Consider the following 15,292-nt stretch of genomic DNA (forward strand, 5'->3'; position numbering starts at 1 on the left):
AAAATAGAGAGCAGTTAAAGTATGAAAATTTTAATTGTAGAAGATGAAGAGATGATCCGTGAGGGTATCAGTGACTATTTGACGGATTGTGGTTATGAAACCATTGAGGCGGCGGACGGACAAGAAGCCTTGGAGCAGTTTTCCAGCTATGAAGTAGCCTTGGTTTTACTGGATATCCAGATGCCCAAGCTCAATGGTCTGGAAGTTCTAGCTGAGATTCGTAAAACCAGTCAGGTTCCTGTCTTGATGCTGACCGCCTTTCAGGATGAGGAATACAAGATGAGTGCCTTTGCCTCTCTGGCAGATGGCTATCTGGAAAAGCCCTTCTCCCTCTCCCTCTTAAAAGTGAGGGTGGACGCGATTTTCAAGCGCTATTATGATACGGGACGAATTTTCTCCTATAAGGATGCCAAGGTAGACTTTGAGAGCTACAGTGCTAGCCTAGCAGGTCAAGAAGTGCCCATCAATGCCAAAGAGTTGGAAATTCTGGACTATCTGGTGAAAAATGAAGGACGAGCCTTGACTCGATCTCAGATAATCGATGCCGTCTGGAAAGCGACAGATGAGGTTCCCTTTGACCGTGTCATTGACGTTTATATCAAGGAATTGCGGAAAAAGCTAGACCTGGACTGCATCCTCACTGTGCGCAATGTTGGTTATAAATTGGAGCGAAAATGAAACGAACAGGCTTATTTACAAAGATATTTATCTACACCTTCTCGATTTTTAGTGTTCTGGTTATTTGCCTTCATTTAGCTATTTATTTTCTTTTTCCTTCGACTTATCTGAGTCATCGTCAGGAAACCATTGGCCAGAAAGCGACAGCTATTGCCCGGTCACTAGAAGGAAAGGATAGACAGAGTATCGAGCAAGTCTTAGACTTGTATTCCCAGACTAGTGAGATTAAGGGGGTGGTCAAGGGAGAGATGACCGAGGACAAGTTAGAAGTCAAGGACAATCTTCCTCTGGATACAGATCGTCAGACAACCTCTCTTTTTATCGAAGAGCGCGAGGTGAAAACGCAAGACGGTGGCACCATGACTCTCCAGTTTCTTGCTTCCATGGATTTGCAAAAGGAAGCAGAGCAAATCAGTCTCCAGTTTCTTCCCTATACCCTGCTGGCATCCTTTCTGATTTCACTTTTGGTGGCTTACATCTATGCTCGGACCATTGTTGCCCCCATTTTGGAAATCAAGCGGGTGACCCGTCGGATGATGGAACTGGATACTCAAGTGCGATTGCGCGTGGATTCTAAGGATGAGATTGGTGATCTCAAGGAACAAATCAATAGCCTCTACCAACATCTTTTGACAGTTATCGCGGACTTGCATGACAAGAATGAAGCCATTCTCCAGCTGGAAAAGATGAAGGTCGAATTCCTACGAGGAGCTTCTCATGAATTGAAAACACCGCTGGCTAGTTTGAAAATCCTAATCGAAAACATGAAAGAAAATATCGGGCGTTATAAGGATAGAGACCACTATCTGGGAGTTGCCTTGGGGATTGTGGATGAACTCAATCACCATGTTCTGCAGATACTTTCTCTCTCGTCTGTGCAGGAATTGCGAGATGATAGGGAAACAATTGACCTCCTCCAGATGACGCAAAGTCTAGTCAAGAATTATGCTTTACTAGCCAAGGAAAGAGATCTCCAGATAGACAATAGTTTGACTCATCAGCAGGCTTATCTAAACCCATCTGTCATGAAGTTGATCCTGTCTAACCTCATCAGTAATGCCATTAAGCACTCTGTTTCAGGTGGCTTGGTTCGAATTGGAGAAAGAGAAGGGGAACTCTTTATAGAAAATAGCTGCAGTCCAGAAGAGCAAGAAAAACTAGCCCAATCTTTTTCTGATAATGCTAGTCGCAAGGCCAAGGGGTCTGGGATGGGACTCTTTGTGGTTAAGAGTCTATTAGAACATGAAAAATTAGCTTATCGTTTTGAGAACGGGGAGAATCGTTTAACCTTCTTCATAGCTTTGCCAAAAGTTGGCCAAGACTAGGGAGAGAAAGGGTTTACATAGATGAAGCTAGAAGAAATTCAATCGAAACTGCGGGAAAAACTAGATTTTTTTGTCAAAAAGTGATAAAATGAACAATGTAAATGGGATGACCCATAAAAATATACAGGAGGCCTGATAAAATGGCAATCGTTTCAGCAGAAAAATTTGTCCAAGCAGCTCGTGACAACGGTTATGCAGTTGGTGGATTTAACACAAACAACCTTGAGTGGACTCAAGCTATCTTGCGCGCAGCAGAAGCTAAAAAAGCTCCAGTTTTGATCCAAACTTCAATGGGTGCTGCTAAATACATGGGTGGTTACAAAGTTGCTCGCAACTTGATCGCTAACCTTGTTGAATCAATGGGTATCACTGTACCAGTAGCTATCCACCTTGACCACGGTCACTACGAAGATGCACTTGAGTGTATCGAAGTTGGTTATACTTCAATCATGTTTGACGGTTCACACCTTCCAGTTGAAGAAAACCTTGAAAAAGCTCGTAAAGTTGTAGAATTTGCTCATGCAAATGGTGTATCAGTAGAAGCTGAAGTTGGTACTATCGGTGGTGAAGAAGACGGAATCATCGGTGATGGTGAATTGGCTCCAATCGAAGACGCTAAAGCAATGGTTGAAACTGGTATCGACTTCTTGGCAGCTGGTATCGGTAACATCCACGGTCCTTACCCAGAAAACTGGAAAGGTCTTCACCTTGATCACTTGCAAAAATTGACTGAAGCTGTTCCAGGATTCCCAATCGTATTGCACGGTGGTTCAGGTATTCCTGATGAGCAAATCCAAGCAGCTATCAAACTTGGTGTTGCTAAAGTTAACGTTAACACAGAATGCCAAATCGCATTCGCTAACGCAACTCGTAAATTTGCTCGTGACTACGAAGCAAACGAAGCAGAATACGACAAGAAAAAACTCTTCGACCCACGTAAATTCTTGGCTGACGGTGTAAAAGCTATCCAAGCATCAGTTGAAGAACGTATCGACGTATTCGGTTCAGAAGGTAAAGCTTAATCTAGCTGAACAAGACAGAGAAGACCTGCCCATGAGGGTGGGTTTTTTGATTTCAAGCTACTCGTTTTAGTATAGTAGACTGAAACTAGACTAGCACAATGCTGCTTTTATAGCATTTTGAAACTGGAATAGGACGTCATGACTGCTAAAAGATTTCTATAAATTCATTTGATTTTCCTAATAAATTTGTTCGTATCCTATTTTATTCCACTATAAAATATTCTTATCAATTGATTTGAATGCCAAAATTCCATCGCTCCGGTCTTATTTCATTTGGCTATAAAAAAACTCTCCTAGAATTCTCAGGAGAGTATGAGTGGTTATTTGAACTTGAATCCTTCGTAAACAAGATTTGCTTTTGGATTTTGTTTCTTAATCTGTTTGGCAAGTGACTTCATCATAGAAACAGGACCACACATATAGACGCTTGCCTGTTCGGGTACTTCTTTTTGTTCAAAATGAAGATAGCCGTTTTTTGTACTGTCGACTAGATGGAGTTCAAAATTAGGATTTTTCTGAGCATAGTCACGGAGTAAATCTAGGTAGACTGCATTTTCCTCTCCTCGGAAGCTATAGTAGAAGTAAACCTGTTTATCTAAGATAGGATGTTCACGGATGTAAGAGATGAAGGGGGTGATCCCAATGCCTCCAGCAATCCAAACCTGATTTTCTCGTCCTTCTTCTATAATCATGTGTCCGTAAGCTCTATCTACGCTTACTTTGCTGCCGACTTGAAGATTATCATAGATATTCTTGGTATGGTCGCCTGAATTTTTAACAGTAAAGTAGAGAGTTTGACCATGACCTCCTGAGATAGAAAAGGGATGCGGAGCACTTTCAAAGCCCTCTTGGAAAATCTTTAGAAAGGCAAATTGTCCTGATTGATAGTTGAAAGGTCTGCTAAGATGGATTTGAATTTCTCTAGTATCGTGGTTTAAGCGTTTGAGATTGGTAATTTTCCCTAGATAGAGGAAGCCAATCTTTTGATAAAGGAAGATGATATAAAAACCAGCCAGTAATCCTAAAAGGGCATAGCAACCAACAAGAAAACTTAGAAGATTAAATGTGAGAAGACGATTGCCCATCATCATGTAGACGTGAAAGAGTCCGAAAATATAAGCTAGGTAAACCAGACGGTGAATCCATCTCCAAGCTTCGTATTGGATGTATTTGCCTAAATAGGCGACAAGGATGATGCTGATAAAGATATAGATTGCAAGATTGCCAAACTGAGCAGCTAATCGAGAGCCCCACAAACCGCCCATACTAAAGTTATGAAAGATTAGTAGAACGATGGAGAGAAAGGCTATGAATTTGTGGATAGTGTAGACCTTCTCCAAACCGTGAAACCAGTTTTCTAGTAGCGGGAGACGAGTGGCGAGGATAAAGGTCAGAGATAAGCTTGTTAAAGCTAGTCCTGGAATCATGAATTGGGGAGAAGTGTTCATCCAAGTCAACATAGTCAAGATAAAACTAGCTATGATAAAGAGTAGTCCTTTGATTGATTTCATAGAAAATTCCATTTCATTTAGATTTAATTTGTTGTAAACGAATTTGTTACATTTTGTCATAGAAAAAGTATGGTGTCAAATTGGGGTCTATAAATGTTTACTCTCATCAAAAAAACTCTCCAATTGAACTGGAGAGCTGTTTTTTTATTCTGCAGCTTGTTGCCAACGTTTTGCTAGCATATGTGATAGGCTAGAGATTGCTAGGTTAAAGCTGAAGTAGATGAGGGCAATCAGGATATACAGACTAAAGACTTGCTCTGGTTCGAAATAACGGCCCATGAGAATTTGGCTGGCTCCAAAGAGCTCTTGTAGGGCGATAACAGAGTAGAGAAGACTGGTATCCTTAATCACGGTTACAAACTGAGAAATGATGGCTGGCAACATTTTGCGAATGGCTTGTGGGAGAATGATGTGGTAGAGGATTTGGGCTGATGTAAATCCTTGTGACATTCCTGCTTCGTACTGGCCCTTGTCTACGGCATTGAGACCGCCTCGGATAATCTCAGCTAGGGCTGCTGAGGTAAAGAGGGTAAAGGCAGTGATTCCTGCTGGAGTGGACTTCATCTTGAAAACCAAAAAGATAGTAAAAATCCAGAGGAGGTTGGGAACGTTACGCACAAACTCGATATAAATGCTGGAAATAATGCGCAAGATAGGATTTTTGCCATTTCTCATGACAGCTAGAACCGTACCGATGATGGTAGAGAGGATGATGGCAATCAGAGAAATATAGAGGGTCAAGCCAAATCCTTTAAAGATAAAGACTAGGTTATCTGGGGTCAAAACTTCTAAAATGGATTCCATAGTAACCTCCTAAAGTGAATAGGCTTTTTTGTTGGCTTGCTCCATCTTGCGACCAAACTGGGCAACAGGAAAGCATAGAGAGAAGTAGAGCAGGGCAGCGCCTAAAAAGGCTGGAATGTAGTTTCCGTTAAGTGCTGACCAAGACTTGGTCACAAACATCAAGTCGACTCCAGAAATGATAGCGACTGTGGAGGTATTTTTGATGAGGTTGACGATTTGGTTGGTCAAAGGAGGGAGAATGATACGAAAGGCCTGAGGCAAGATAATCAAGCGCATGGCACTGATATAAGTAAAACCTTGTGACAAGGCAGCCTCCATCTGACCGCTAGGAATAGACTGAATTCCTGAGCGAATAACCTCGGCGATATAGGCGCCGTGATAGAGACCCACGCAGAGAACAGCCGTCCAATAAATCGGAATCATGATGATATGGTCACTGATAAGAGGTAGGCCATAAAAAACGATAACAAACTGCACCAAGAGGGGAGTGTTTTGGTAAAATTCAACAAAGATGCGAGCCAAAATGCGCAAAATTGGACGTTTGCTGGTTGACATAGCTCCGAAGAAGATACCTAAGATCATGGCGAGGATAAAGGATCCAATCGCTAAGGCCAGGGTAAAGAGGAAACCATTGAAAAATTGTCCAAAATCCTGAAAATAGGCTGTCCAAGATGATAAATCTGTCATGGGGTATCCTCCTTAATCTGCAGTATGGCTAGATGGTTTGAGCTTGTAACGGTCATAAAGTTTTTGCAAACTGCCATCCTTGCTCCATTTGGTCACCAAGTTATCGAGATAGTCGTTGAGCTCTGTATTTGATTTCTTGGTGACGATACCATAGTCAGATGGCTTGAAACTATTATCTAGTAGTACTGTGCGTTTGCTGATGTAGCCAGACAGGATCGAGCGGTCAACGGAAAAGGCATCAATACGGTGAGCATGAAGGGAAGTAATCAATTCTGGATAAGAACCAAGTTCGACAAATTTAAACTTCAAGCCTTTCTTTTTACCTAGTTCGGTAATCAAGCGCTGAGTAATGGAACCTTGGGCAACTCCGATGGTTTTGCCGTTTAGTTCCTCAATACTTTTTATTTTGGCAGATTTATTGACCAAAAAGCCAGAAGCATCTGTGTAGTAGGGACTGGTGAAGTTATAGAGTTTTTTGCGTTCGTCTGTGATGGTAAAGGTCGCGATATCTATATCGACCTGTTCATTGTCTAGAAGTGGTCCGCGAGTTTGTGCGGTAACAGGCACATAGCGAACCTTGACCTTGAGCTCATCAGCTACCATCCTGGCCAAGTCAGTTTCGATACCAGAATAGGTCCCTGTCTTGGGATCCTTGTAGCCAAAATTGGGAACATCTTGTTTGACACCGACAACCAGTTCGCCTCTTTTTTGAATATCTGCGACGTTGGTATCAGCCTGGACTGGTTTTGCAGCAGCAAGGCTGAAAAGGCTAATCAATAATGCGGATAAAAAGAATTTCTTTTTCATAGGCGCCTCCTTATTTGACTTTATCACTTTCATGGTTGATGATTTTGCTGAGGAATTGTTGGGCACGAGGTTCGCTTGGATTGTCGAAAAAGGCATCGACGTCTGTCGTATCCACCAACACTTCTCCGCCAGCCATAAAGATGATGCGGTCAGCAACTTCACGGGCAAAGCCCATTTCATGGGTAACGACAATCATATTCATACCATCGTGGGCCAATTTTTGCATAACTGCCAGAACATCACCGATGGTTTCAGGGTCAAGGGCAGATGTTGGTTCATCGAAGAGGAGGAGTTCCGGATGCATAGCGAGTCCACGTGCGATGGCAATCCGTTGTTTTTGTCCACCAGATAGCATGGCTGGATAAGAATCTTTCTTGTCCCACATATTTACAAATTCCAGATATTTTTGAGCTGTTTTTTCAGCTTCTTTTTTATCAATTCCTAGAACTTTTATAGGTGCAAGTGTTACGTTTTCTAACACTGTTTTATGCGGATAGAGGTTAAAATGTTGGAAAACCATGCCTACTTCCTTGCGAAGAGGCACCAAATCTTTCTGACTGGCACCAGCAACTTGGTGACCATTTACTAGAAGACTTCCTTTGTCAACAGCCTCCAAACCATTGATGGTGCGGATAAGAGTGGATTTTCCAGAACCAGATGGTCCGAGTAGGACAACGACTTGCCCTTTTTCAAAACGGAGATTGATGTCGCGGAGCGCGTGGTAGTCTCCGTAATATTTTTCGACGTGTTCAAATTCTACTAAAGCCATAAGGAATCTCCTTTGTGTTATATTTTATAACATGATTCTACACCAAAAGATTTGTCTTGTCAAATCATATCTTAAAAATTCACTAAAATTTTATAAAAAAGCAATCTGGATAGAGAAAAAGCCTAAATCATGTTATAATGAAGCAATAGAATTCTTAGAAAGAGTGGATGTCTTTTTGATAACACCTACTTATGAATGGCAGTTTGCCCCGCAGGTAGAAGATGCGGATTTTACAAAGATAGCCAAGAAGGCTGGACTGGGGCCTGAGGTGGCTCGCTTATTATTTGAAAGAGGGATTCAAGACGAAGAAAGTCTGAAAAAATTTTTAGAACCTTCCTTGAAGGACTTGCATGACCCTTATCTGCTCCATGATATGGACAAGGCAGTGGCTCGGATTCGTCAGGCCATTGAAGAAGGGGAAAATATTCTCGTTTACGGTGATTACGATGCGGATGGTATGACTTCGGCTTCTATTGTTAAGGAAAGTTTGGAACAACTTGGTGCTGAGTGCCGGGTTTATCTTCCCAATCGTTTTACTGATGGCTATGGTCCAAATGCTAGTGTTTATAAATACTTTATCGAGCAAGAAGGAATTTCCTTGATTGTGACGGTGGATAATGGGGTTGCTGGTCATGAGGCCATTGAACTGGCACAGTCTATGGGAGTCGATGTCATTGTGACCGACCACCATTCCATGCCTGAAACCCTGCCTGATGCCTATGCCATCGTTCATCCTGAACATCCAGATGCGGACTATCCTTTCAAATATTTGGCGGGTTGTGGAGTGGCCTTCAAGCTGGCTTGTGCCCTGTTAGAAGAAGTGCAAGTGGAATTGCTTGATTTGGTCGCTATTGGTACCATTGCTGATATGGTGAGTTTGACGGATGAAAACCGTATCTTGGTTCAGTATGGTCTGGAAATGTTGGGACATACTCAGCGCATTGGTTTACAAGAAATGCTGGATATGGCTGGGATTGCTGCCAACGAAGTAACAGAAGAAACGGTTGGTTTCCAGATTGCCCCTCGTTTGAATGCCTTGGGCCGTTTGGATGATCCCAATCCTGCCATTGATTTGCTGACTGGCTTTGATGATGAGGAAGCTCACGAGATTGCCCTTATGATTCATCAGAAAAACGAAGAGCGCAAGGAAATCGTCCAGTCTATCTATGAAGAAGCTAAGACCATGGTGGACCCTGAGAAGAAGGTCCAAGTCTTGGCCAAGGAGGGCTGGAATCCTGGCGTTCTGGGTATCGTTGCTGGTCGTTTGCTGGAAGAACTAGGGCAGACAGTCATCGTTCTTAATATAGAAGATGGTCGTGCCAAGGGTAGTGCTCGTAGTGTGGAAGCGGTAGATATTTTTGAAGCCCTAGATCCCCATCGCGACCTCTTTATCGCATTTGGCGGTCATGCTGGCGCAGCAGGAATGACGCTGGAAGTGGAGAAACTCTCAGATTTATCTCAGGTCTTGGAAGATTATGTCCGTGAAAAAGGTGCGGATGCTGGTGGTAAGAACAAGTTAAATCTAGATGAAGAACTGGATTTGGAGACACTTAGCTTGGAAACGGTCAAAAGTTTTGAACGTTTGGCACCTTTTGGCATGGACAATCAGAAACCTGTCTTTTATATAAAGGATTTTCAGGTTGAAAGTGCCCGTACTATGGGAGCAGGTAATGCCCATCTCAAGTTGAAAATTTCCAAGGGTGAGGCGAGTTTTGAAGTGGTAGCATTTGGACAAGGTAGATGGGCAACAGAATTTGCTCAAACCAAGAATCTAGAGTTGGCAGTCAAATTGTCTGTCAATCAATGGAATGGCCAAACTGCTCTCCAGTTGATGATGGTGGATGCGCGTGTGGAGGGTGTTCAACTTTTTAACATCCGTGGGAAGAATGCAGTCTTGCCAGAAGGGGTTCCAGTCTTGGATTTTGCTGGAGAATTGCCGGATTTAGCGACTAGTGAAGCGGTTGTCGTGAAAACCATACCTGAGGATATTACTCTGTTGAAGACCATTTTTCAGGAGCAGAATTTTTCTGCTGTCTATTTCAAAAATGATATTGACAAGGCCTACTATCTGACAGGGTATGGGACTAGAGAACAGTTTGCTAAATTGTACAAGACCATCTACCAGTTTCCAGAGTTTGATATTCGCTACAAGCTCAAGGATTTGGCTGCTTATCTCAATATCCAACAAATCTTGCTGGTCAAGATAATTCAAGTGTTTGAAGAGCTAGGCTTTGTGACAATCAAAGATGGTGTCATGACGGTGAATAAAGAGGCACCAAAGCGGGAAATCGGAGAAAGTCAGATTTACCAAAATCTCAAACAAACCGTCAAAGACCAAGAAATGATGGCGCTGGGTACCGTGCAAGAAATTTATGACTTTTTAATGGAAAGAGAATAGCAGATAGGAAAGAGTTGGGAAACCAGCTCTTTTTTGAAAACAAATCTTCATTTTGAAAATCATCAAAAAAATGGTATAATGGTAGGAAAAGATTCGGCTAACAGTAATAGTGCTTTTAGAATAAGAGGGTAAGCAACCCTATAATCAAGATAAACTAAGATTTTGGAGGAAAAATGAGTAATATTAGTTTAACAACACTTGGTGGTGTACGTGAAAATGGGAAAAATATGTACATTGCTGAAATTGGAGAGTCCATTTTTGTTTTGAATGCAGGGTTAAAATATCCCGAAAATGAACAATTAGGGGTCGATGTGGTGATTCCAAAGATGGACTACCTTTTTGAAAATAAAGATCGAATTGCTGGGGTATTTTTAACTCACGGACATGCAGATGCTATTGGTGCTCTGCCTTATCTCTTGGCTGAAGCCAAGGTACCTGTATTTGGCTCTGAGTTGACCATTGAGTTGGCAAAACTCTTTGTCAAAGGAAATGACGCAGTCAAGAAATTTAATGATTTTCATGTTATTGATGAAGATACGGAGATTGATTTTGGTGGGACAGTGGTTTCCTTCTTCCCTACGACTTACTCCGTTCCAGAGAGCCTGGGAATTGTCTTGAAGACAGCTGAAGGTAGCATCGTTTATACAGGTGACTTCAAATTTGACCAGACAGCTAGTGAATCCTATGCGACAGACTTCGCTCGTTTGGCAGAAATCGGTCGTGACGGCGTCCTGGCTCTCCTCAGTGATTCGGCCAATGCGGACAGCAATATTCAGGTGGCTAGTGAAAGTGAAGTTAGAGATGAAATTACCCAAACCATTGCTGACTGGGAAGGTCGTATCATCGTTGCAGCTGTTTCCAGTAACCTTTCTCGTATCCAGCAGATTTTTGACGCTGCGGATAAAACAGGTCGACGTATCGTCTTGACAGGATTTGATATTGAAAATATCGTCCGCACAGCGATTCGTCTCAAGAAGTTGTCTTTAGCCAACGAAATTCTCTTGATTAAGCCGAAAGATATGTCTCGCTTTGAAGACCATGAGTTGATTATTCTTGAGACAGGTCGTATGGGTGAACCTATCAATGGACTTCGTAAGATGTCGATTGGTCGCCATCGTTATGTAGAAATCAAGGATGGGGACCTGGTCTATATTGCTACGGCTCCGTCTATTGCTAAAGAAGCCTTCGTTGCGCGTGTGGAAAATATGATTTATCAGGCAGGAGGGGTTGTCAAATTGATTACCCAAAGTTTACATGTATCAGGGCACGGAAATGCGCGTGATTTGCAGTTGATGATCAATCTCTTGCAACCTAAGTATCTCTTCCCAATTCAAGGGGAATACCGTGAGTTGGATGCCCATGCTAAGGCTGCTATGGCGGTCGGGATGTTGCCAGAACGCATTTTTATCCCTAAAAAGGGAACCAGTATGGCTTATGAGAATGGGGACTTTGTCCCAGCTGGCGCGGTTTCGGCAGGCGATGTCTTGATTGACGGAAATGCTATAGGTGATGTTGGAAATGTGGTTCTTCGTGACCGTAAGGTCTTGTCAGAGGATGGCATTTTCATCGTCGCAATTACAGTTAACCGACGTGAGAAGAAAATTGTAGCTAAGGCTCGTGTTCACACGCGTGGATTTGTTTATCTCAAGAAGAGTCGCGATATTCTCCGTGAAAGTTCAGAATTGATTAACCAGACGGTAGAAGACTATCTTCAAGGAGATGACTTTGACTGGGCAGATCTTAAAGGGAAGGTTCGTGATAATTTGACCAAGTATCTCTTTGACCAAACCAAACGTCGTCCAGCTATTTTACCAGTGGTGATGGAAGCGAAATAATCTTTGAAATAAACAGAGAGAAAGCCGAGTTTTGGCTTTTTCTTATCGGAAAATAGAAGGAGCAAATCATGGCAGTAATGAAAATTGAGTATTACTCACAAGTTTTGGATATGGAGTGGGGAGTGAATGTTCTTTACCCCGATGCCAATCGAGTGGAAGAACCAGAGTGTGAAGATATTCCAGTCTTGTACCTTTTGCACGGGATGTCTGGTAATCATAATAGTTGGCTCAAGAGAACCAATGTAGAACGCTTACTTCGAGGAACCAATCTCATAGTTGTTATGCCCAATACCAGCAACGGTTGGTATACCGATACCCAATATGGTTTTGATTATTACACAGCTCTAGCAGAGGAATTACCACAGGTTTTAAAACGCTTCTTCCCTAACATGACTAGCAAGCGTGAAAAGACCTTTATCGCTGGTCTCTCTATGGGAGGCTATGGCTGTTTCAAATTGGCTCTTGCTACAAATTGTTTTTCTCATGCAGCTAGTTTTTCAGGTGCTCTTAGCTTTCAAGATTTTTCTCCTGAAAGCCAAGATTTGGGAACACCGGCTTATTGGAGAGGTGTGTTTGGGGAGATTAAAGATTGGACAGCTAGCCCCTATTCTCTTGAAAGTCTGGCTAAAAAATCGGATAAAAAGACCAAGCTCTGGGCTTGGTGTGGCGAGCAGGATTTCTTGTATGAAGCCAATAATCTCGCAGTGAAAAACCTCAAAAAGCTGGGCTTTGATGTGAGCTATAGCCATAGTGCTGGAAGTCACGAATGGTATTACTGGGAAAAACAATTGGAACGGTTTCTAGCAACCCTACCGATTGATTTCAAATTAGAAGAGAGATTGACTTAGTTTGAACTTCAGCATAGGGGGAGTAGAACTAAAATAAAATATGTTTTCACTAGACTTTTCAAGCGAAAGTAGTAGAATAGTAATAAGATACTGGAGGAAAGAGAGTAGGAAATGTACCGTTATCAAATTGGCATTCCCGCATTAGAATATGATCAGTTTGTCAAAGACCATGAATTAGGCAATGTATTACAAAGCAGTGCTTGGGAGGAAGTTAAGTCTGACTGGGAACATGAGAAGTTTGGTGTTTACAGGGAAGAAAAATTACTGGCGACAGCTAGTATTTTGATTAGAGCTCTTCCGCTAGGCTATAAAATGTTTTACGTCCCAAGAGGACCCATATTGGATTATGGGGATACGGAACTTTTGAGTTTTGTCATTCAGTCCATTAAGTCTTATGCTCGCAGTAAGAGAGCGGTTTTTGTGACTTTCGATCCAAGTATTTGTCTATCTCAACATTTGGTTAATCAAGATAAAACAGAATATCCTGAAAAACTTTCTATTGTTGAGATTTTAGGGCAATTAGGAGTGAAGTGGTCTGGGCGGACAACCGAAATGGATGACACCATTCAGCCTCGTATTCAGGCGAAAATATATAAAGAAAATTTTGAAGAAGATAAACTTTCTAAATCAACAAAACAGGCTATTCGAACAGCACGGAATAAGGGGGTAGAGATTCAATTTGGCGGAACTGAATTATTGGAGTCTTTTTCCTTTTTGATGAAAAAAACCGAGAAGCGGAAAGAGATTCATTTGAGGAATGAAGCCTATTATAAAAAATTGTTAGATAATTTTAAGGACAAGGCCTACATCACCTTGGCAACCTTGGATGTCTCTAAACGTTCGCAAGAATTAGAAGAACAGTTGGCGAAAAATAGAGCCTTGGAAGAGACCTTTACTGAGTCGACTCGCACTTCAAAAGTAGAAGCGCAGAAGAAGGAAAAAGAACGTTTGTTAGAGGAATTGACTTTCCTGCAGGAATATATAGATGCAGGTCAAGCGAGAGTTCCCTTAGCGGCTACTTTGAGTTTGGAATTTGGTACTACCTCTGTCAATCTATATGCTGGTATGGATGATGCTTTTAAACGTTACAATGCTCCGATTTTAACTTGGTATGAAACGGCTCGCTATACCTTTGAGCGAGGTATGGTCTGGCAAAATTTAGGTGGTGTTGAAAACTCTCTCAATGGTGGTCTTTATCATTTTAAGGAAAAATTTAATCCAACGATTGAAGAATATTTGGGTGAATTTACAATGCCCACTCATCCTCTCTATCCTCTGTTAAGACTTGCTCTTGATTTCCGTAAAACATTAAGAAAAAAACATAGAAAGTAAGTATATGGCACTAATTACACTCACGAAAGAAGAGTTTCAGGCTTATTCTGATCAGGTTTCTTCTCGTTCCTTTATGCAATCTGTCCAGATGGGGGATTTGCTAGAAAAAAGAGGGGCTCGAATTGTTTATCTTGCTTTGAAACAAGAAGGAGAGATTCAAGTTGCAGCTCTGGTTTATAGCTTGCCCATGCTGGGTGGTCTGCATATGGAGATCAATTCGGGGCCGATTTATACCCAACAAGATGCTCTTCCAGTTTTTTATGCGGAGTTAAAAGAATATGCCAAGCAAAATGGTGTATTAGAGTTGCTTGTAAAACCTTATGAAACTTATCAAACTTTTGATAGCCAAGGTAATTCAATAGATGCTGAGAAAAAAAGTATGATTCAAGGTTTGACTGATTTAGGTTATCAATTTGATGGATTGACAACGGGTTATCCAGGTGGAGAGCCGGATTGGTTATATTATAAGGATTTGACAGAATTAACTGAAAAGAACTTGCTTAAAAGTTTTAGCAAAAAAGGGAAACCCTTGGTGAAAAAGGCTGAAACCTTTGGCATTCGGTTGAAAAAGTTAAAACGTGAAGAGTTATCAATTTTTAAGAACATCACAAAAGAAACCTCTGAACGTAGAGAATATAGTGATAAAAGTTTAGAATACTATGAGCATTTTTATGATGCTTTTGGAGAACAAGCGGAGTTTCTCATAGCAAGCTTAAATTTTTCGGACTATATGAGCAAATTGCAAGGTGAACAAAGTAAACTAGAAGAAATCTTGGATAAGTTGCGACTTGATTTGAGTAAAAATCCTCATTCTGAGAAAAAACAAAATCAACTGAGAGAATATTCTAGTCAATTTGAAACGTTTGAAGTTCGAAAAGCAGAAGCGCGAGACTTGATTGAAAAATATGGGGAAGAAGATATTGTTTTAGCTGGGAGTTTATTTGTTTATATGCCTCAGGAAACGACTTACCTCTTTAGTGGTTCCTACACTGAATTTAATAAGTTCTATGCCCCTGCACTGCTTCAAAAATATATTATGTTGGAAAGCATAAAACGTGGAATACCTAAATACAACTTCCTAGGCATTCAAGGGATTTTTGATGGTAGTGATGGCGTTTTGCGTTTTAAACAGAATTTTAATGGCTATATTGTACGCAAAGCAGGTACTTTCCGTCACCATCCATCACCTTTAAAATACAAAGCTATCCAGTTATTCAAAAAAATAGTAGGACGTTAAGATGAAAAAGCCAGTATTTAGTTTTCTTTCAGCTTGTTT

General features: G+C 41.5%; 13 protein-coding genes. 8 read left to right on the plus strand and 5 right to left on the minus strand.

Annotated features, from left to right (window positions below):
• Positions 1-21 precede the first annotated feature (21 nt).
• The 3 genes from vncR to HT696_RS03550 all read left to right on the plus strand — a co-directional run bounded on the left by vncR (position 22) and on the right by HT696_RS03550 (position 3,025).
• The gene (gene vncR / locus HT696_RS03540; protein ID WP_173283336.1) at positions 22-678 is read left to right on the plus strand and encodes a response regulator transcription factor VncR; all 657 of its coding nucleotides are present in this window, start codon (positions 22-24) and stop codon (positions 676-678) included.
• On the plus strand, positions 675-2,003 hold the full coding sequence (vncS, locus tag HT696_RS03545) for a sensor histidine kinase VncS (protein WP_173283337.1): 1,329 nt from the start codon (positions 675-677) through the stop codon (positions 2,001-2,003). The genes vncR and vncS overlap by 4 nt, the downstream gene beginning before the upstream one ends.
• A gap of 140 nt (positions 2,004-2,143) precedes the next feature.
• Positions 2,144-3,025 (plus strand): class II fructose-bisphosphate aldolase, encoded by an 882-nt coding sequence (locus HT696_RS03550; protein ID WP_173283338.1) that lies wholly within the window; start codon positions 2,144-2,146, stop codon positions 3,023-3,025.
• Positions 3,026-3,345: 320 nt separating this feature from the next.
• On the opposite strand, the gene HT696_RS03555 is transcribed toward HT696_RS03550, so the two are convergent.
• From HT696_RS03555 to HT696_RS03575, 5 genes are all read right to left on the minus strand, one after another.
• On the minus strand, positions 3,346-4,536 hold the full coding sequence (locus HT696_RS03555; protein ID WP_173283339.1) for a ferric reductase-like transmembrane domain-containing protein: 1,191 nt from the start codon (positions 4,534-4,536) through the stop codon (positions 3,346-3,348).
• Positions 4,537-4,680: 144 nt separating this feature from the next.
• Positions 4,681-5,340, minus strand: coding sequence for an amino acid ABC transporter permease (locus tag HT696_RS03560; RefSeq protein WP_061631235.1), 660 nt, complete (start codon positions 5,338-5,340; stop codon positions 4,681-4,683).
• Positions 5,341-5,349: 9 nt separating this feature from the next.
• On the minus strand, positions 5,350-6,027 hold the full coding sequence (locus HT696_RS03565) for an amino acid ABC transporter permease (RefSeq protein ID WP_057518587.1): 678 nt from the start codon (positions 6,025-6,027) through the stop codon (positions 5,350-5,352).
• Positions 6,028-6,039: 12 nt separating this feature from the next.
• Positions 6,040-6,834, minus strand: a complete 795-nt coding sequence (locus HT696_RS03570) for a transporter substrate-binding domain-containing protein (protein ID WP_173283340.1) — start codon at positions 6,832-6,834, stop codon at positions 6,040-6,042.
• Positions 6,835-6,844: 10 nt separating this feature from the next.
• A complete protein-coding gene (locus HT696_RS03575; RefSeq protein WP_173283341.1) occupies positions 6,845-7,603 on the minus strand; it encodes an amino acid ABC transporter ATP-binding protein in 759 nt (252 codons plus the stop codon).
• A 175-nt stretch (positions 7,604-7,778) separates the two neighbouring features.
• Between HT696_RS03575 and recJ the strand changes: the two genes are divergently transcribed.
• The 5 genes from recJ (at position 7,779) to murN (ending at position 15,253) form a co-directional block, all read left to right on the plus strand.
• The gene (gene recJ, locus HT696_RS03580; RefSeq protein WP_173283342.1) at positions 7,779-10,001 is read left to right on the plus strand and encodes a single-stranded-DNA-specific exonuclease RecJ; all 2,223 of its coding nucleotides are present in this window, start codon (positions 7,779-7,781) and stop codon (positions 9,999-10,001) included.
• A gap of 173 nt (positions 10,002-10,174) precedes the next feature.
• Positions 10,175-11,836 carry a ribonuclease J gene (locus HT696_RS03585; RefSeq protein ID WP_000065626.1) on the plus strand — a complete coding sequence of 554 codons (1,662 nt, stop codon included), beginning with the start codon at positions 10,175-10,177 and terminating at the stop codon, positions 11,834-11,836.
• 68 nt (positions 11,837-11,904) lie between these two features.
• The gene (locus HT696_RS03590) at positions 11,905-12,684 is read left to right on the plus strand and encodes an alpha/beta hydrolase family protein (RefSeq protein ID WP_173234561.1); all 780 of its coding nucleotides are present in this window, start codon (positions 11,905-11,907) and stop codon (positions 12,682-12,684) included.
• Between the two features lie 111 nt (positions 12,685-12,795).
• Positions 12,796-14,016, plus strand: coding sequence for an aminoacyltransferase (locus tag HT696_RS03595; protein ID WP_050111454.1), 1,221 nt, complete (start codon positions 12,796-12,798; stop codon positions 14,014-14,016).
• Between the two features lie 4 nt (positions 14,017-14,020).
• On the plus strand, positions 14,021-15,253 hold the full coding sequence (gene murN, locus HT696_RS03600) for a peptidoglycan bridge formation alanyltransferase MurN (RefSeq protein WP_173283025.1): 1,233 nt from the start codon (positions 14,021-14,023) through the stop codon (positions 15,251-15,253).
• The last annotated feature ends 39 nt before the right edge of the window (positions 15,254-15,292 follow it).

Source organism: Streptococcus sp. 9903 (assembly GCF_013276625.1).
Lineage (GTDB): Bacteria > Bacillota > Bacilli > Lactobacillales > Streptococcaceae > Streptococcus.